The sequence below is a fragment of the Sphingomonas aracearum genome, from assembly GCF_003345355.1.
Taxonomy (GTDB): Bacteria; Pseudomonadota; Alphaproteobacteria; order Sphingomonadales; family Sphingomonadaceae; genus Sphingomonas; species Sphingomonas aracearum.
In genome coordinates, this window is the sequence record NZ_QQNB01000002.1 from 737,546 (window position 1) to 754,997 (window position 17,452).

The following is a 17,452-nucleotide window of genomic DNA, read 5'->3' on the forward strand; positions in this document are numbered from 1 at the left end:
ATCGTCGCAAGCGCCCCGGCCAGCCCGACAAGGGCCATCAGAAGCGATAGCGCGCGCCCAGCAGGAAGCGGGATCCAATCTCCTGCTCGAACCAGATGCTGTTCGTCTGGCGCGAATAGGTCTTCAGGGTCTCCTTGGTCAGGTTGATGCCCTCCGCCGTGATCGCGATCCTCGGCGTGATGTCGTAGCTGATGTTGAGATCGAGCTGGCCGAACGGCGCCACGAACGTCGGGTTGCGCGCCACGTCGCCGCGGTTGGCGCTCGCCAGGAACTTGGACCGCCAGTTATAGGCAAGGCGGGCCGAGATGCCGGACTTGTCGTAGATCAAGGTGGCGTTGGCGGTATCGCTCAGCCCCTGCAGCGCGAACTGCGTCACGCCGGGCGTGGCGCCCACGTCGAAGCCGATATCGCCTTCCACATGGGTATAGGCACCCGAGACACCGAAGCCGGTGCCGCCGAGGAAATATTGTCCGGCGACCTCGAAGCCGTAGATCTGCGCGCTCTTGTTGTTGATCGGCCTGGTCACCTGGTAGCTGAAGAACGGATCGCCCGCATTGCCGGTGATGTTGTACTGGTTGGCGATGGCCGTCTGGAACGGTCCGATGTTGCTCAGGTTGGCCGCATAGGTCGCCTGAGCCGCCGCGGCCGACGGCGAGTTGGCGATCAATGCCGTCATCGTGAACAGGCTCGCTTCGTCGATGGGCACGCCCAGCGCCCGCAGCGCCTCGACAGCGGCGCCGGAGCGCGTGCCGGCCGCCCCGGAGCTCGGATCGCGCAAACCGAAGATCGTCTCCGACGTGGTGTTGTTGCCGATGAAGTTCTGCACCCGCTTGTCGAACAGGCCGATTGAGAAATAGCTGTCCTTCTTGAAATACCATTCCAGCGACAGGTCGATATTGTCGGAGATCAGCGGCTGGAGGTTCGAGTTGCCGAAGTTGGCGGTCGGCTGGCTGTTGCCGAAGAAGGTCGGGCGGTTGGGTGCGCCCACGCTCGTGACCGCGAACAGGTTGTCATAGGTCGGCCGCGCGATGGTCTTGCCGAAGGAAAAGCGGCCGATCAGGTTTTCCGACAGGTTCACCTGGAAATCCATCGCGGGCAGCAGATTGTCGTAGCTGCCGGTGTTGCGGTACGCCTGGGTTCCCGAGGTCTGCAGCGCGAAGTCGTTGTCGCTCTGCCACTCCACGGCACTCGGCAGCGCAAACAGCGACGAGGCGGTGACGTCGGTATGCTCGTAGCGCAGGCCCGCGACCAGCCCGGCATCCAGCCCGGCGAACTGCCCCTTCCACGACACCTGGCCGTACACCGCCCAGATCTTCTCGCGCACCGTGTCGTTGCTGTCGGACAGCACGCTGGGCGTCGCGTTGTAGAGGCTGGACAGGCCCGAATAGAGGCGCGTCGCATCGGTGCGGAACGCGATCAGCTCCGGCCCTTCGGCCTGCGGATCGTAATGGTTGAACTTGCACAGCAGGCAGAATTGCTGGAGCCCGCCGACCGCCGCGTCCGCGTCGCCGGGACGCGCGGCGCTCCAGTCGCCCAGGATCGCGCGCGTGGTTGTCGTGCGCGCATTGGTTTCGGCATCGCGATAGTTGCCGCCGAAATCGAAGCGGCTGCCGCCACCGAAGTCCCAGCCGGCATCGGCGCGGATTTCCTTCACCTTCTGCCGCTGGCTGCCGGTGAAGTTGTTGGACACGGTGCTGCCCACGTCGCCGCTGTCGAACACGCCGTTTTTGTTGCCGTTCACGCTGTCGTCGAACGTCCAGTTGGCGACGGGAAAGCCGCTGCTCCAGTCGAGGCTGTGCTCCGCCACGACATTGGCAGCAAGGCCGACCGCGGTCTGGCTCATGCCGAGCGGATTGTTCGGCGTGCTGGCCGCCTTGCTGTAATGGCCGTCGACCGAGACGGTGAAACGGTCGGTCACCTCCCATTTTCCGTTGAGGCCATAATCCTGCAGCGTGTTCTTCTGCGCGCGATACTGGTTCTCGAACGCGATATCCTTGGGGCCGCCGGGATTGCCGTTCAGGCCGTTGTTGGTTTCATGCGTATAGTCGGCGGTGACCACGCCGTCGTCGGGATCGCTGAAACGCACCTCGTCGAACGGATGGGAGAACCAGATCGAGCTGTTCGACCGCCGTTCCTTGGCGGTCTGGCGCGCATACAAGGCGTCCGCGGTGAAGGTCAGGCCGTCGGTGGGCCTGAACTGCACCACCGCCTGCCCATTGATGCGCTCACGGTTGTTTTCGGAGAAATGGTAACGGTTGTCCGAGTCCGGATAGGACACCAGGGTGCTGCCGTCCTGGGGCCGGTTGCCGATCGTCGCGCCCGGCTTCACGAGCGACGGATCGTTCAGGAACTCGTCCAGCGTGCGCACCGCCCAGCCATTGGCGGTGGCGCTGGTGGTCGAGAAGTTGCGCTTCTGGTAGCTGCCGTACAGCGCGACGCCGAACGTCTCGGCGGGATTCGCCCAGGAAAGCAGTCCCGTGACCTCGGGCGTGACCTTGTCGCCGCAGCTCAGGCAGTCCTCGACGCTCGTCTCGTAATCGGCCTTCACGCCGATGCTGCCGGTGAGCCCGGTCGAGCGCGCATCCAGCGGGCGGCGGGTGACGATGTTGATCGCCGCGCCGATGCCGCCGCTGGGGATCGCCGCGCGGGCGGTCTTGTAGACCTCCAGCGTCTTCACGCCTTCGGACGACAGGTTGGAAAAGTCGAACGAGCGGCCATTACCGGCCGCGGGATTGTCGCTGCCCACCACCTGGACGAGCGAGGTCGCCAGCGTGCGGCCGTTCAGCGTCACCAGGTTGAAATCGGGTCCGAAGCCGCGGACGGTGACCTGCTGGCCCTCGCCGTTGACGCGGTTGATCGACACGCCGGTGATGCGCTGGAGCGATTCCGCCAGGTTCGTATCCGGGAACTTGCCGATATCCTCGGCCGAGATCGCATCCACCACGCCGAACGACTCGCGCTTGATCGCGATCGATCGTTCCAGGGAGGCGCGAACGCCGGTGACTACGATGTCATCGGATTGCGCATCAGGAACCGCGTTGGTCGCGGCAGCGCCCGTTTCCGCCTGCCGCCCCGGTGCCGTGTCGGCCTGCGGCGTTCCCTGCTGCGGATCGGCCGCCCCCGTCGGGGCCGCCACCTGCGCCGTCGCGACCGTCGGTGCGGCCATGCCGGCGGCGAGCGCCAGGCCGGAAACAGAGCGCACCAGCGCACGCGATAGTGTGAGACCCCGCATTCATCCCTCCCGTTCGGCAAAGCCGCGTCGTTTATTGCTGCGGTGTGTCCCCGCTGATGCCTCTTGCTATACCTTCAGACATCGATGTCAACGCACATTCTGCCGTGTAGGCCAAGGCTTTCCGGCCGCCACCTCCCGCGCCGGAGATTGCGGCAGCCTTCCGGCACTTGACGGAACGGCGTACAGCCGACATCGATGTCACAAAGAACATGATCGTGGGCGGGAGCGGATGGGTATGTCATTCATGATTCGGGCGCTGGGCAGCGCGGCGTTGCTGGCACTCGCGGCCGGCACGGCGGCGCAGACCTCGCCTTCCGCCCCGGCCGAGCCCTCCGGCACCGCCCATCCCGACGCCTGGCCCCCACAAAAATCGCCCGTTCGCCTGAACAAGCAGATCGAGGCCCGGATCACCGATCTGCTGGCGCGCATGTCGCTGGAACAGAAGGTCGGCCAGGTGGTGCAGGGCGACATCGCCTCGATCACGCCGGAGGATGTGCGCCGTTATCATCTCGGCTCCGTCTTCAACGGCGGCAATTCCGATCCCGGCGGGCGGTACAACGCGCCCGCCGCCGATTGGCTGGCGCTGGCCGACGCCTTCTGGACCGCGTCCACCAATGACGACCCCGCCCTGCCCCGCATTCCCGCCATCTGGGGCATCGACGCGGTGCACGGACATTCCAACGTCGTCGGCGCCACGCTTTTCCCGCACAACATCGCCCTGGGCGCGACCCGCGATCCGGCGCTGATGCGTCGCATCGGCGAGATCACCGCGCTGGAAATGCGCGTGACCGGCATCGACTGGACGTTTGCCCCGACCATCGCGGTGGTGCGCGACGATCGCTGGGGCCGCAGCTACGAGGGCTTTGGCGAGGATCCGGCGATCGCCACCAGCTATGCCGGCCCGCTGGTGGAGGGGCTGCAGGGTCGGATCGGCGCGCGCGACTGGCTGCAGGGCGGCCACGTCATCGCCACGGCCAAGCACTTCCTGGGCGACGGCGGCACCGACCACGGCAAGGACCAGGGCGACACGCGCATGGGCGAGGCGCAGCTGCGCACCCTGTTCGCGGGGCCGTATCAGGCGGCGCTGAAGGCCGGCGTGCAGTCGGTCATGGCCAGCTTCTCCAGCTGGAACGGCAGCAAGATCACCGGCAATTCGAGCCTGCTCACCGGTGTGCTGAAGAAGCGTTGGAGCTTTGACGGCTTTGTCGTGGGCGACTGGAACGCGCACGGCCAGATCCCGGGCTGCACCACCACCAACTGCCCGCAAGCGATCAATGCGGGCCTCGACATCTACATGGCGCCCGACAGCTGGAAGGGCATCTGGCAGTCGACGCTGGCCGGCGTGAAATCGGGCGCGATCCCGATGGCGCGGCTGGACGAGGCGGTGCGCCGCGTGCTGCGGGTCAAGTTTCGGGCCGGCGTGTTCGAGGCACCCAGGCCGTCCGCCCGCCCCTTTGCCGGCCGCTACGACCTGCTCGGCGCGGCCGATCACCGCGCGGTGGCACGCCGGGCGGTGCAGGAATCGCTGGTGTTGCTCAAGAATTCGGGCTCGCTGCTGCCGCTCAAGCCCGGTGCCCGCATCCTGGTGGCCGGCGATGGCGCGGACAACATCGCCAAGCAGGCCGGCGGATGGACCCTGTCGTGGCAGGGAACGGGCACGACACCGGCCGATTTCCCCAACGCCACCTCCATCTGGCGCGGCATCGACGCGGCAGTGCGGGCGGCAGGCGGAACCGCGACGCTGAGCGTGGACGGTCGCATGACGGCCAGGCCGGACGCCGCCATCGTGGTCTTCGGCGAGGATCCGTATGCCGAGTTCCAGGGCGACAAGGCCGATGTCGCCTTTGACGACCCGGCGACCGTCGACAACCTGGCGACGATGAAGCGGCTGAAGGCAGCGGGCGTTCCGGTGGTGGCGGTGTTCCTGTCGGGCCGTCCCTTGTGGGTGAACCCCTATCTCAACGCCGCCGACGCCTTTGTCGCCGCCTGGCTGCCGGGATCGGAAGGTGCAGGCGTCGCCGATGTCCTGTTCGGCAAGCAGGAGTTTCGCGGCACGCTCCCCTTCAGCTGGCCCAAACGCTCGGACCAGACGCCGCTGAACGTTGGGGATCCGGGCTACGACCCGCTGTTCGCTTATGGCTATGGCTTGAAGGCGAAGGACAAGGGCGAACTCGCGCCCTTGCCCGAGGTGCGCGCGAATGCCGGCGGAGACCGGAACACGCTGTTCGCGCGCGGCAAGCCGACCGCGGGACGCCGGCTGCTGATCGGGGCGCCGGACGATCTGCGTGCCAATCCCGGCCCCGATCTCATCTCCGCACGCGCCGCAGACCGTGCGGGGCAGGAGGATTCGGTGCGGCTGACCTGGACCGGGCGCGGGCAGGCCAGCGCCGCCCTGGTCGGCGAGCCGGTGGACCTCACGCGCGAAGCCAATGGCGAGGTCGCGCTGATCGTATCGCTGCGCGTGGATGGGGCGCCCACCGCTCTCGTCACGCTGAACGATGTGCCCGTCACCGACCGGGTGCGGCACCAGGCGGCGGTCGGTGGCTGGGGGGAGATCGCGGTGCCACTGCGCTGTCTTTCGCCGGCGGAGCTATCCCGGGTCACCAGGCCGTTCGTCCTGTCAACGGCAGGCGCCCTGGACCTGACCATTTCCGCGGTCCGTTTCGGGTCGCCCGCCACCGGCGCGGCGAGTTGCTCCTGACCGGAGGATCGGCCCTGGCAGGTCGAGCTCCTGCTTGTTGACCCGAAGCGCACGCCCTAGGCTGACGGGATGATGTTCGATCCAGCCTCCCGCGTCCGGCGCCTCCCCTGGTGTGCGCGGGGAGCCGGTCGCCGGCCGCTCGCTGCTGCGCCCGGGCAGGGCTGCGATCGTGGGCCGGCTGCGTGAGCACGGTCACCATCAAGGACGTCGCCGCGCGTGCCGGCGTGTCGCCCAAGACCGTGTCGCGGGTCATCAACGGCGAAGAACATGTGCGCCCCGCCGTGCGCGAGGCGGTGATGAAGGTGGTGACCGAGCTCGCCTACCGGCCCAACGCCTTTGCGCGCGGGCTGTCGAGCGCGCGCTCCTTTCTGGTCGGCCTGTTCTTCGACCAGCCGTCCACCGGCTATGCCGCCGATCTGCAACGCGGGGCGATCGTGCGCTGCCGTGAGCTGAGCCATCACCTGATCGTCGAGCCTGTCGATCGCTCCCTGCCCGACTGGATGGCGAAGCTCGCCGCCACCTTGCAGGAGCTGCGCCTGGCCGGCGTGATCCTGACGCCGCCGATCTGCGACTGGCCCGATCTGCTCGATCTGCTTGAGGAGCATGACGTGCCGGTGGTGCGCATCGCCCCCGGACAGGCGCTGGAGCGCACGCCCTACGTCCGCATGGACGACCGCGCCGCCGCGCGCGAGCTGACCGACCACCTGCTCGGCCTGGGACATCGCGATATCGCCTTTATCCGCGGCAATCCGACGCACAGCGCGGCCGTCGCGCGCTGGGAAGGGTTTTCGGACGCGATGCGCGCGGCGGGGATCGCGGTGCCCGCCCGCCGGGTGATGCAGGGCGATTTCAGCTTCCGCACCGGCCTGGCCGCGGCGGAGGCGCTGTTGGGCAGCGGCGACATCCCGACCGCGATCTTCGCGTGCAACGACGAGATGGCGCTGGCCACGCTCGTGGTGGCGATGCGCCATGGCATCGCCGTGCCGCAGCAGCTGTCGATCACCGGCTTCGACGATGCAGAGATCGCGCGCATCGCCTGGCCGCAGCTGACCACCGTGCGGCAACCGAACCCCGAAATGGCCGCCGCCGCGATCAGCATGCTGGTGGGCGGAGGCGGCTCTGCGCCCGGCCCCATCGAGCTTCCTTATTCCCTTGTCGTGCGCGACAGTTCGGGGCCGCCGCCGCCGCAAGCGACAGAATAGTTCCATCCTCATCCGAACCAGCCGTCTTGTGTTGACATCGTTGTCACGATCCGGCTTGCTGAAGCCGACCGGCGCCGCTGCAACAGCGACAGACCGGAAGCGGGGAGAGATAGGTGGCGGGCGCAACAGGCAGCATGAGCGGCGGAGCGCCCGAAGGGGCGGCGGCCCGCCCACAGACGGATGCGCCGGCGCTGCGCCTGTTCGTCTTCTCGCTGTTCTTCCTGTTCGGCGGCATCACCAGCCTGAACGATGTCCTCATCCCCAAGCTGAAGGACCTGTTCACGCTGTCCTACACGCAGGCCATGCTGATCCAGTTCTGCTTCTTCACCGGCTATGCCGTGATCGGCATTCCGGGCGCGATGCTGGTGAACCGGACCGGCTATATGCGCGGCGCGGTGATCGGCCTGTTGACGATGATGGCCGGTTGCCTGCTGTTCATTCCCGCCGCACGGGCAAGCTTCTATCCGCTGTTCCTGTTCGCCTTGTTCGTCCTGGCGGCGGGCATCGTCGTGGTGCAGATCGTGGCCAATCCCCTCATCAGCCTGCTGGGGCGACCGGAAACGGCGCACAGCCGGCTCACCTTCGCCCAGGCCTTCAACTCGGTCGGCACCACGATCTTTCCCTTTGTCGGATCGGTGCTGATCCTGGCGCCGCTCGCCCCGTCTGGCGGGGGAAGCGCACGGTCCTTCTGGAACGTGACGCGGGTTGTCGATCCTGCATGCCGGGGCGGGCAGCCGGCAGGGTCGCTGGTGCCGACGGCGGCGTACCGCGTCGCGGAAGCACAAACCGTGGCACACGCTTATGCCGGCCTCGCCGTCGCGCTGGCGCTCATTGCCGCCACGGTCTGGATGTTCCGCGATCGCCTGACAACCGAGCGCCACCGGACCGGCAGCCTGTTCTCCAGCCTTGCGCTGCTGCGGCGCCCGCGGCTGAGCTGCGGCGCACTTTCCATCTTCCTGTATGTCGGCGCGGAAGTCGCGGTCGGGTCGATGCTCGTCACCTATCTGCAATCGGACCATACCCTGTGCCTGACGGGCGAGTCCGCGGGCAAGCAGTTGCTCTTCTACTGGGGTGGCGCGATGATCGGGCGGTTCGCGGGCTCGGCCGTGCTTCGCGCGATCAGCCCCGGCAAGGTCCTGGCCGCGGTCGCCCTCGGCGCGGCCGCTGCGATCCTGGTTTCCATGGGCACGGGCGGCACCTTCTCGGCGAATGCGCTGCTGGCGGTGGGGCTGTTCAATTCGATCATGTTCCCGACCATCTTCGCCCTGGCCAGCGAGGGACTGGGCCCGCGTGCCGCGGACGGATCGGGCATCATCATGGTCGCGGTGTTCGGCGGCGCGGTGATCCCCCTGATCGCCGGCGTGCTTGCAGACACGATCGGTCTGGTCGCCTCCCTGTTGTTGCCGGCAGGCTGCTACCTGCTCATCGCCGCATTCGGCCTGTACGCGCGCCGGCCGGCCGAACCTTTCGCAACCGCTTGGGGAGCGTCAGCCTCCGCCAGGACGTGACTTGGTCGCCCTCAACCAGCGACCGGGTCGCACGCTTGGTAGCCGGCGCGCGCCGCAAGCCTGCATGAAGCGGCATCGCGGGCACGCCACCCTGTCACGCTTGGGCAGCGCCGGTGTAACAGGCCTGACATGACCGAGTTCTACGTCCGCGCGGCAGGCGAGCCGAAGGAGCCGCCGGGGGGAGACACCATGAAGCTTGTTACCAGCTGCGCGGTTGCCGCGCTGCACGTCCTTTGCGCGCCCGCCGCCCTGGCGCAGTCCGTGGCGACCGCGGAGGATGCCGCGTCCACCAGTTCCGCCGACGCCGCCCCGCGCCAGGGCGAGGTGGTGGTGACCGGCACGCGTGAGCGCGGCCGCACGCAATATGACACGCTGTCCCCCGTGGACGTGCTGCCGGAGGCGCTCATCCGCTCCAGCGTGTCGGCCGATCTCAACGACAATCTCGCGCAATTATTGCCGTCCTTCAACGTCCAGCGCCTGCCCGCGGCGGACGGCCAGGCCTTTGTCCGCCCCGCATCGCTCCGCGGCCTCTCGGCCGACCAGACGCTCGTGCTGGTCAACGGGAAGCGCTACCACCGCTCCGCGCTGCTCGGCACGCGCGGCGCGCAATCGCCCGACCTGGCCAGCATCCCCTCGCTGGCGATCAAGCGGGTCGAGGTGCTGCGCGACGGCGCCTCCGCCCAATATGGTTCCGATGCGATCGCCGGCGTCATCAACATCATCCTGGACGACACCGCCGGCATGGAGGCGTTCGGCCAGTTCTCCCAATATTACAAGGGCGACGGGAAGGAGTATCAGACCGGAGCGCGGGGCGGCATCGCGCTGGGCGATCGCGGCGCGATCGTCTTCACCGGCCAGTACGACCATGCCGAAGCGACCTCGCGCACCCGCCAGCGCCCCGACGCGATCGCCTTTCAGGCCGCGCATCCCGACATCGCGGTGCCCAACCCCGTGCAGCGCTGGGGCCAGCCGGACGAGGAGCGCGTGCGCGCGGCGCTCGACATGCATTATGAACTGGCGCCCGCCGCGACGCTCTACGCCTTCGGCACGGTGCAGCAGGGCGAAGGGGTAACCGACTTCAACTGGCGCAACCCCGATGGCACCGCCAGCGTCTATGGCGCGAGCAGCGCCTTTCCGGGGTTCAACTTCGGCAGCCTCTATCCCGCCGGGTTCACCCCGCGTTTCGGCACGGAATTCGCCGACCTGCAACTGGCGAGCGGCCTGCGCGGCGAACTCGGCGACCGGTTCACCTACGATCTCAGCGCCTCGGCCGGCCGCAGCCGGATCGACTACTCGCTGGGGGAAAGCCTCAACGCCTCGCTTGGGCCGCTCAGCCCCACCAGCTTCTATCTCGGCCGGCTGAGCCAGCGCGAGTTCAACCTCAATGCGGACCTCGTCTACAAGCTGCCGATCGGCGGCGCGGAGCCGCTGAACATCGCCTTTGGTGGAGAGCGCCGCATCGAGCGCTACATCGTCGGCACGGGCGATCCCGCATCCTACGCCATCGGCCCGGGCGCGGCGACGGGGCTGGCCCCCAACTCGAACGGCTTTCCCGGCTTCGGCCCGGCCCAGGCCGGCAACTTCCGCCAGCGCAGCTATGCCGGCTATGTTGATCTCGAATGGCGCCCCGTGCGCATGGTCTCGCTCGGCGCCGCGGGCCGGTACGAGGATTTCTCCAGCTTCGGCGACAAGTTCACCTACAAGCTGTCCGCCCGCGTCGACCCCGCCTCCTGGGTCGGCGTGCGTGGCACCTACTCCACCGGCTTCCGGGCACCCACGCCCGCGCAGCTCAACACGCGGGTGGTGAGCCAGGGCCTGGACACGCGCACGCTGCAGGTGTTCAACCAGGGCCGGCTTGCGCCCACGGACCCGCTCGCCGTCGCGCTTGGCGCGCAGCCGCTGCGCCCGGAGACGTCGAAGAACATCTCGGCCGGCCTCGTGTTTCAGACGGGCTTCGGCCTGGGGGCCACCGTGGACCTCTACCAGATCGACGTGGATGACCGGTTCAGCCAGTCGGCGACCCTTGCGATCCCGGCAGGGCTGCCCAACCCCGATCGGTTCACCTCGGTCAGCTACTTCACCAACGACTTCGACACCCGCACGCGCGGGATCGACGCGGTGCTGACCTATGCCCGGAACATGGGGCCGGGCCGGGTCAACGCCGCGCTGGCGTATAACTACAACGAAACCACCGTGCGCAGCGGCACCAGCGCCGCCGTTCCGAACGAGACGCAGCGCCGCATCTTCCAGGAGCGGCTGCCCCAGCACAACGCCACGGGCACTCTGGGCTATGACATCGGGCCGGTCGGCCTGCTCGTGCGCGGCCGCTATTACGGGCCGTGGACGGACGTGACGGGCAATGCGACGGGCGAGCTGTTCCAGCGCTTCGACGGGATCGCCTTGTTCGATGCCTCGATCACCTACCGGATCACGCCCAACCTGTCGCTGCGCGCGGGCGCGGAGAACGTGTTCAACGCCTATCCGGACGAGGCCACCAACCAGGCGATCCGCGGACTGATCTACTCGCGCAACGCTCCCTATGATACCGATGGCGGCCAATATTATGTGCGGCTTGGCATGAGCTTCTGATGATCAACCGGCGAACGCTTCTGGCGGGCGGGGCGGCTGCGGCCGCCCTGCCCCTCCCGGCCCTGGCTGCCGTGCCGACCGACGAAGAGCGGTTCTGGGCCGATGTGGCGACGCAATATGATCGGCCGGCGGACGTGATCCAGCTGGAGAACGGCAATTGGGGCGCCATGCCGCGTCCGGTTCAGCAGGTCTATCAGCAAGCCGTTGCCCGGGTGAACCGGGACACCAGCTTCTACGCGCGTCGCGGCATGCTCAAGGATCTGCTCGCCGCCCGCGCCGACGTCGCCGCCGAACTGGGGGTGCCGCCGGAGGAGCTTGCCTTCACCCGCAACGCCACGGAGGCGCTGAAGGCTTTGATCCTCGGCTACAACCGCCTGACCCCGGGCGATGCGGTGCTGTATGCGGATCTCGATTACGACAGCATGCAGGCCTGCATGGAAAGCCTGGCCACGCGGCGGGGCGTGCGGGTGCGCCGCATCGCGCTGCCGGAGCCCGCGACGCGCGCGAGCCTGATCGCCGCCTATGAAGAGGCGATGCAGGCGGAGCCGCGGCTGAAGCTGATCCTGCTCACCCATCTCAGCCACCGTACCGGACTGGTGATCCCGGTCCGGGAGATCGCCGCCATGGCGCGCGCGCGGGGCGTGGACGTGATCGTCGATGCCGCACATAGCTGGCAACAGCTCGATTTCACCCTGCCCGACCTGGACTGCGACTTTGTCGGGCTCAACGGGCACAAATGGCTGGGCGCCCCGCTTGGCGTCGGCCTGATCCACATCCGTCGCGCGGCGCTCGCGCGGATCGACAGGGACCCGGCGGAGGAGATCGGCGGGCCCGACGCCATCCACACTCGCGTTCACACCGGCACGCTGGACTATGCCGCGCAGCTCACCGTGGCCGCCGCGCTGACGTTTCAGCGCAAGATCGGCCGCAGCCGCCGGGCAGCCCGCCTGCGCTGGCTTCGCGATCGCTGGGTGTCGAAGGCGCGGTTGATCGATCGGGTCGAGGTGCTAACGCCGGAGGATCCGGCGCTGCACGGCGCCATCACGTCCTTCCGGATGCGCGGGATCACGGATGTGCCGGGCAACATGGCCCTGGCGCAGCGCCTGCTCGACCAGCACGGCATCTTCACCGTCCATCGTGCCGGGCCTGCGCGCGGCGCCTGCATCCGCGTGACGCCCGCCTTGTTCACCCAGCCGGCGGACATCGATGCGTTTGCCCGGGCACTGAAAACAATCGCAGCCGCTTGAGGGAAGCCGGCCGCTGCGCTCGGAAGATACGGGCTAACTGCAGCTCCGAACACCTCTTCGCAGCGCCTCTCGCCACGACAGCGCAGAAGCAGGTGCTCGAAGGCGGCTGCGCGTTCCGGGACGAGCCCGAACCTGGGCCAATTCGGCGGCGCGTCGCAGGCGCGAGACGCTGTGGCGGTGGGATCGGAGCGGCGCAACCGTGCAACGTCGCTCGCGGCGGGGCTTAGTGTGCGCTTTGTATGCTCGCTGCCTGTCGCTCAAAGCTGCCAAGGTCGAAATAGTCGCGCCATTCGCTGACTGCTTCATCCACCACCCTGAAGCTGCCCATGGTCGGCAACTCGATGCGCCCGCCATTGTCGCCCGAGAAGATGTCGAGCCGCTCCGTCAGCACGGTGTCCCCATCCTGGGCGATGCGGAGCAGGCGCCAGTCCACGCGAACGCGATCTCCAACGCCGAAGCTCTTATGGAACCCGCGCACGTTCTCGCGCCCTCGCATCTCCGGCATGGGGATGTTGTGGTAAAAGACATCCGCCGCCAGCAGGTCGATCGCGGCATCGAACTGCTCGCTGTTGATCAGAGCGAAGAAGCTCCGCACCAGCGCGATCTCGGGTGTGTCGGTGGGCATGTGGCTCCCTTTCGTCACGTGGTGGAGCGGGCCGCATCGCTGCGGCCCGCATCCGGTCAGCTCTGCACAAAGGCGAGCAGGTCTGGGTTGAGCGTATCGGCGTTTGTCGTGAGCATGCCGTGCGGAAATCCCGGATAGGTCTTGAGCGTACCATTTCGCACCAGATCCACGCTCAGCCGGCCGGCATGGTCGATCGGCACGATCTGGTCGTCCTCGCCATGCAGGACGAGCGTCGGCACGGTGATCGCCTTGAGATCGTCGGTCTGGTCCGTCTCCGAAAAGGCTTTGATACCCGCATAATGGGCATTGGCGCTGCCCATCATGCCCTGTCGCCACCAATTGGCGATCACGCCTTCGTCCACCTTCGCACCCTCCCGGTTGAACCCGTAAAAGGGGCCGGTCGGGAGATCGCGGAAGAACTGCGCTCGATTGGCCGCGAGCGCTCCCCGCAGCCCGTCGAGCACCTCGATCGGCAACCCGCCCGGGAACGCCTCGGTTGTTACCATGATCGGCACCACCGCACTCACCAGCACCAGCTTGGCGACGCGGCCGTCGGGCTCGCCGTGGCGCGCGACATAGCGCGCCGCCTCGCCGCCGCCGGTTGAGTGGCCGATATGAACGGCATTGCGCAGATCGAGGTGCCGAGCGACCGCCGCGGCGTCGGCGGCATAATGGTCCATGTCATGGCCGTCCGATATCTGTGCCGAGCGGCCATGCCCCCGCCGGTCATGCGCCACGACCCGGAAGCCATTCTCGAGAAAGAACAGCATCTGCGTGTCCCAATCGTCGGCCGAGAGCGGCCAGCCGTGGTGGAACATGATCGGTTGGGCGTCGCGAGGGCCCCAATCCTTGTAGAAGATTTCGACATCATCAGCGGTGGTCACGAAAGGCATGGCGATGTTCCTTTCCTATGATGGAAGCAGTCAGTCGAATTTGACGAGGTTCAGCGCGGGCAACGGCCCGCCCGGAAACTGCACCAGACGGCTGCTCAAAGCGAGAGCTCCGAGGTCGATGCCGAAGAATTCTGGCCTATGAATCAGGCTACCGATCTACGCCTTCGCATCGGCGTCGTCGCCGGAATAGAACGGCACCCGCCGGCCGCCTTCTTTCGCCGGATCGCCGATGAGCAACCGCGACTGGAGATGGTTGAACGCCTTTACCACACTGGCGCCGCAAACACCTCAGAGGAGGTGCGGCCACCCCGCGCTACCGGCTTGAACAGCGGGGCCTCGATCAAGTTGTTCGCGTCGACGACGATCCGGCCGTTCCAATCCGGCAGGCCGCTCATCGCCGCCGGCAGCTTAGGCCAGTTCACGGCGACACTCCACCAGAAGGGCGACGGTGGCGGCGACCTCCTCCGGCGTTCCGTAGCGGCCGAGCGCGGCGAGCCCTTTCAGGGTTTCGGCAAACGGGCCAGGCTCCGGGTTCATGTCTGTGTTGATCGCACCGGTTGCAATCCGTTGAAGATGGCGCGTGCAAACACTGGCCAATCTCGAGTCCTTCATTCGCAGTGCGGAGGCGGCACGGTGGCTGTCGCTCACACCGGCGGCAGTCAGTCGCAACGTGGCACTGCTGGAGCGCAACCTGGGTGTGCGGCTGTTCCATCGCTCCACTCGCCGGTTGAGGCTGACCGAAGCGGGCGACGCACACCACGGCAGAGTCTCAACAGTCAGCCCGGCGCTCACCCCTCCTCGCGTCAGGATTCCGGCATTGTCGGCGCATTCACAAAGCATGAGTCCGCCGGTGATGCACCGCAGCTTCAAACGGGCACTGTCATCTACGCATCGCGGCGTTGTCACAGAAATGATAATTAAAGCTATCATAGCGCCCCCGTACTCAAATCGGGGTTGCCAAAAATGAAGTTTTCTACCGTTTCCCGCCTCGTCCTGTCGTGCGCGCTGTGCGCCGGGGCTGCCTGGATCTCGCCTGCTCTTGCCCAGTCGGCGCCCGCCGACGAGGCAACCGAGGGGGACGAGATCATCGTAACCGGCCGCGCCGGCACGACCGAGCAGAAGAAGGTCGACGCCAGCTACGCGATCTCGACGATCTCGTCCGAGGAACTGCAGATGCGCGCGCCGATCGGGGTGGTCGAGGCGCTCAAGCAGGTGCCCGGCTTCTTCATCACCAACACCTCGGGCGAGGCGAGCAGCGGCGTGCGCGTCCGCGGCATCCCGAGCGACGGCTTCCAGACCGTCGCGCTGCTCGAGGACGGCATCGCGATTCAGGCCGATCCGGGGCTGGGCTGGCTCAACGGCGACCAGTCGCTGCGCTACGACCAGACCGTCGAGCGCATCGAAGTGGTGCGCGGCGGCCCGTCGTCGATCTTCTATTCGAACGCGCCGGGCGCAGCGATCAACTTCATCAGCCGCAAGGGCGGCGACACGCTCAAGGGCCTCGCCCGCTATGAGGCGGCCGATTATGGCTCGCATCGCGTCGACGGCTGGCTCGGCGGCCCGATCGGCGACTGGCGCTTCTTCGTCGGCGGCTATTACCGGCTCAACGACGGTCCGCGCAACGCCGGCTTCCGCCTCGGCGAAGGCGGCCAGATCCGCGCCAACCTGTCGCGCGACTTCGGTCGCGGCTCGGTCACCTTCGGGATCAAGCGGATCGACGAGCGCATCACCAACTGGGGCGGTGGTATCTACACCACCGATGCCAATGGCGACGCGATCGGCGTCCCCGGCTTCGATCCCAAACGCGACACGATCCAGGGGCCCGAGAGCCGCTATTTCGACTTCCGCACGCCCGACGGGACCTATGGCTTCGACAGCGGAGTCGGCTCGACCGTCAAGCTCACGCAGTACAGCTTCACCGGCGATTACGAACTCGCCGACAAGGTGAAGATCGAGCAGAACATCCGCTATCGCGAGAGCTGGACGCGCCGCAACAGCATCACGCCGTATAGCGTCTCGACGGCCTCGGCGCTGCTCAGCGGCAACTTCGGGGCGGCGGCGCCGGCCGGCAGCGGCCGCACGCTCGGCCTGGTTTATCGCGACAGCGGCGAGCACTACGACCTTGCCAACGCCAACGGCAACGGGCTCGCACTGGTCAATCTCGCGCGCTCCTACACCACGCCGCTGAGCGAGTTCATCAGCGACACGCGCCTCGTCGCCAGCTTCGAGCTGGCCGGGACGCACAATTTCGCGTTCGGCGGCTATTACGCCAATGTCGACGAGGGCTTCGAGACCAACAGCGCCGCGATCCTCACCGAAGTCGCCGACCAGGCGCGCGTGCTCGACGCCTATGTCTATGCCGCTAACGGCGCGCCATTGCTCAAGCTCACCGACAATGGCGTGGCCGCCTATGGCTCGGAGTGGAACAACGCGCAGGGCACGTCGGACACCTACGCCCTCTATGCCAGCGACGAGTGGCAGATCACCGACAAGCTGCGCCTCGACGGCGGCGTGCGCTGGGAGCGCATCGCGATCAAGGGCGAAGTGGAGGGCAAGCGCCGCGTCAATCTGGGCCAGAGCAGCACGGTCGCCGACGATTCGGTGACCACCGGCAACGGCGTGTTCACGCCCTACAAGCGCAGCTTCGACCGCACCGCCTGGACGGTCGGCGCGAACTACCAGTTCGAGCCGTGGTTCGGTGCCTTTGTGCGCTACACCGACACGTTCCGCCTGCCCAACATCTCGAGCTTCATCGGCAATGCCGGCGCCGATCCGGTGATCCAGACGATGAACTTCATCGAGGGCGGGCTGAAATTCTCGCGGCGGGCCTTCGATCTTTACCTCACCGGCTTTCGCACCAAGTACAACAGCTACGAGATTTCGGACTTCCGCAACATCAACGGCACGCTCACCCCGTTCCGCGTGCTTGGCGACACCCGCACCTGGGGCACCGAACTCGAGGCCGGCTGGCGCCCGACCACGTGGTTCGACCTCCACGCCGCCTGGACCTGGCAGGACGCACGGTTCACCGACTTCGTCTACACCAACAACGCCGGCGTGCTGACCGACTATTCCGATCACCGGATGAACGGGCTGCCGCACAACAGCTTCCGCGTCTCGCCGGCGTTCAACCTGTTCGGTTCCAAGCTACGCATCGAAAGCGACATCAACTATAGCGGCCAGCGCTACACCGACGTCGCCAACGAGATCAGCCTCAAGCCCTTCTGGGTGGTCGATCTCACCGCGAGCTACGAAGTGTCGCCCAACGTTCAGCTCAACCTGATCGTCAGCAACCTCACGAACGAGTTCGGGCTGGTGAACGGCAATCCGCGCGCCGGCACGATTGACAATGGCGAGGCAGGCCAGGCGATTTTCATCGGCAGCTCGCAGTTCCGCCGCAGCTTCCGCGGCGCGGTCACCTTCCGCTTCTGATACGTACGGACCGGCACGCCTCA

12 protein-coding genes are annotated in these 17,452 nt (G+C 67.1%); 7 read left to right on the forward strand and 5 right to left on the reverse strand.

Annotated features, from left to right (window positions below; all coding sequences use genetic code 11):
- Positions 1 to 37: 37 nt before the first annotated feature.
- Complete coding sequence (locus DVW87_RS10790) at positions 38 to 3,232, reverse strand: TonB-dependent receptor (protein ID WP_114687761.1); 3,195 nt, start codon at positions 3,230 to 3,232, stop codon at positions 38 to 40.
- Between the two features lie 235 nt (positions 3,233 to 3,467).
- On the opposite strand from DVW87_RS10790, the gene DVW87_RS10795 reads away from it, so the two are divergent.
- The 5 genes from DVW87_RS10795 (at position 3,468) to DVW87_RS10815 (ending at position 12,479) form a co-directional block, all read left to right on the forward strand.
- Positions 3,468 to 5,933: a glycoside hydrolase family 3 protein gene (locus DVW87_RS10795; protein WP_239017859.1), complete on the forward strand. Its 2,466-nt coding sequence runs from the start codon at positions 3,468 to 3,470 to the stop codon at positions 5,931 to 5,933.
- Positions 5,934 to 6,115: 182 nt separating this feature from the next.
- Complete coding sequence (locus DVW87_RS10800) at positions 6,116 to 7,135, forward strand: LacI family DNA-binding transcriptional regulator (RefSeq protein WP_114687763.1); 1,020 nt, start codon at positions 6,116 to 6,118, stop codon at positions 7,133 to 7,135.
- Between the two features lie 134 nt (positions 7,136 to 7,269).
- A complete protein-coding gene (locus DVW87_RS10805) occupies positions 7,270 to 8,643 on the forward strand; it encodes a sugar MFS transporter (protein ID WP_114687764.1) in 1,374 nt (457 codons plus the stop codon).
- Positions 8,644 to 8,832: 189 nt separating this feature from the next.
- Complete coding sequence (locus DVW87_RS10810) at positions 8,833 to 11,232, forward strand: TonB-dependent receptor plug domain-containing protein (RefSeq protein WP_114688201.1); 2,400 nt, start codon at positions 8,833 to 8,835, stop codon at positions 11,230 to 11,232.
- Positions 11,232 to 12,479 (forward strand): aminotransferase class V-fold PLP-dependent enzyme, encoded by a 1,248-nt coding sequence (locus DVW87_RS10815; protein ID WP_114687765.1) that lies wholly within the window; start codon positions 11,232 to 11,234, stop codon positions 12,477 to 12,479. Before DVW87_RS10810 ends, DVW87_RS10815 begins: the two co-directional genes overlap by 1 nt.
- Positions 12,480 to 12,702: 223 nt before the next feature.
- Here the strand turns inward: DVW87_RS10815 and DVW87_RS10820 are convergent, their stop codons facing one another.
- The 4 genes from DVW87_RS10820 to DVW87_RS18500 form a co-directional block, all read right to left on the reverse strand.
- The gene (locus tag DVW87_RS10820; RefSeq protein WP_114687766.1) at positions 12,703 to 13,104 is read right to left on the reverse strand and encodes a limonene-1,2-epoxide hydrolase family protein; all 402 of its coding nucleotides are present in this window, start codon (positions 13,102 to 13,104) and stop codon (positions 12,703 to 12,705) included.
- A 56-nt stretch (positions 13,105 to 13,160) separates the two neighbouring features.
- Positions 13,161 to 13,997 carry an alpha/beta fold hydrolase gene (locus tag DVW87_RS10825; RefSeq protein WP_114687767.1) on the reverse strand — a complete coding sequence of 279 codons (837 nt, stop codon included), beginning with the start codon at positions 13,995 to 13,997 and terminating at the stop codon, positions 13,161 to 13,163.
- Positions 13,998 to 14,260: 263 nt separating this feature from the next.
- Entirely contained in the window at positions 14,261 to 14,419 is a 159-nt protein-coding gene (locus DVW87_RS18095; RefSeq protein WP_181814802.1) for a hypothetical protein, read from the reverse strand.
- Positions 14,406 to 14,534: a hypothetical protein gene (locus DVW87_RS18500; RefSeq protein WP_275402083.1), complete on the reverse strand. Its 129-nt coding sequence runs from the start codon at positions 14,532 to 14,534 to the stop codon at positions 14,406 to 14,408. The genes DVW87_RS18095 and DVW87_RS18500 overlap by 14 nt, the downstream gene beginning before the upstream one ends.
- A gap of 43 nt (positions 14,535 to 14,577) precedes the next feature.
- Here DVW87_RS18500 and DVW87_RS18320 point away from each other — a divergent pair, with 43 nt between their 5' ends.
- Both DVW87_RS18320 and DVW87_RS10840 read left to right on the forward strand, forming a co-directional pair.
- Positions 14,578 to 14,964 (forward strand): helix-turn-helix domain-containing protein, encoded by a 387-nt coding sequence (locus DVW87_RS18320; RefSeq protein ID WP_275402084.1) that lies wholly within the window; start codon positions 14,578 to 14,580, stop codon positions 14,962 to 14,964.
- The gene (locus tag DVW87_RS10840; protein ID WP_114687769.1) at positions 14,961 to 17,429 is read left to right on the forward strand and encodes a TonB-dependent receptor; all 2,469 of its coding nucleotides are present in this window, start codon (positions 14,961 to 14,963) and stop codon (positions 17,427 to 17,429) included. The genes DVW87_RS18320 and DVW87_RS10840 overlap by 4 nt, the downstream gene beginning before the upstream one ends.
- The last annotated feature ends 23 nt before the right edge of the window (positions 17,430 to 17,452 follow it).

What these genes read in the sequence shown, in the direction of transcription:
- DVW87_RS10805 (WP_114687764.1), top strand. Translation starts at nt 7,270, where the DNA reads ATGAGCGGCGGAGCGCCCGAAGGGGCGGCGGCCCGCCCACAGACGGAT.
- DVW87_RS10825 (WP_114687767.1), bottom strand. Translation starts at nt 13,997, where the DNA reads ATGCCTTTCGTGACCACCGCTGATGATGTCGAAATCTTCTACAAGGAT.
- DVW87_RS10795 (WP_239017859.1), top strand. Translation starts at nt 3,468, where the DNA reads ATGTCATTCATGATTCGGGCGCTGGGCAGCGCGGCGTTGCTGGCACTC.
- DVW87_RS18500 (WP_275402083.1), bottom strand. Translation starts at nt 14,534, where the DNA reads ATGAACCCGGAGCCTGGCCCGTTTGCCGAAACCCTGAAAGGGCTCGCC.
- DVW87_RS10790 (WP_114687761.1), bottom strand. Translation starts at nt 3,232, where the DNA reads ATGCGGGGTCTCACACTATCGCGTGCGCTGGTGCGCTCTGTTTCCGGC.
- DVW87_RS10840 (WP_114687769.1), top strand. Translation starts at nt 14,961, where the DNA reads ATGAAGTTTTCTACCGTTTCCCGCCTCGTCCTGTCGTGCGCGCTGTGC.
- DVW87_RS10810 (WP_114688201.1), top strand. Translation starts at nt 8,833, where the DNA reads ATGAAGCTTGTTACCAGCTGCGCGGTTGCCGCGCTGCACGTCCTTTGC.
- DVW87_RS10815 (WP_114687765.1), top strand. Translation starts at nt 11,232, where the DNA reads ATGATCAACCGGCGAACGCTTCTGGCGGGCGGGGCGGCTGCGGCCGCC.
- DVW87_RS10820 (WP_114687766.1), bottom strand. Translation starts at nt 13,104, where the DNA reads ATGCCCACCGACACACCCGAGATCGCGCTGGTGCGGAGCTTCTTCGCT.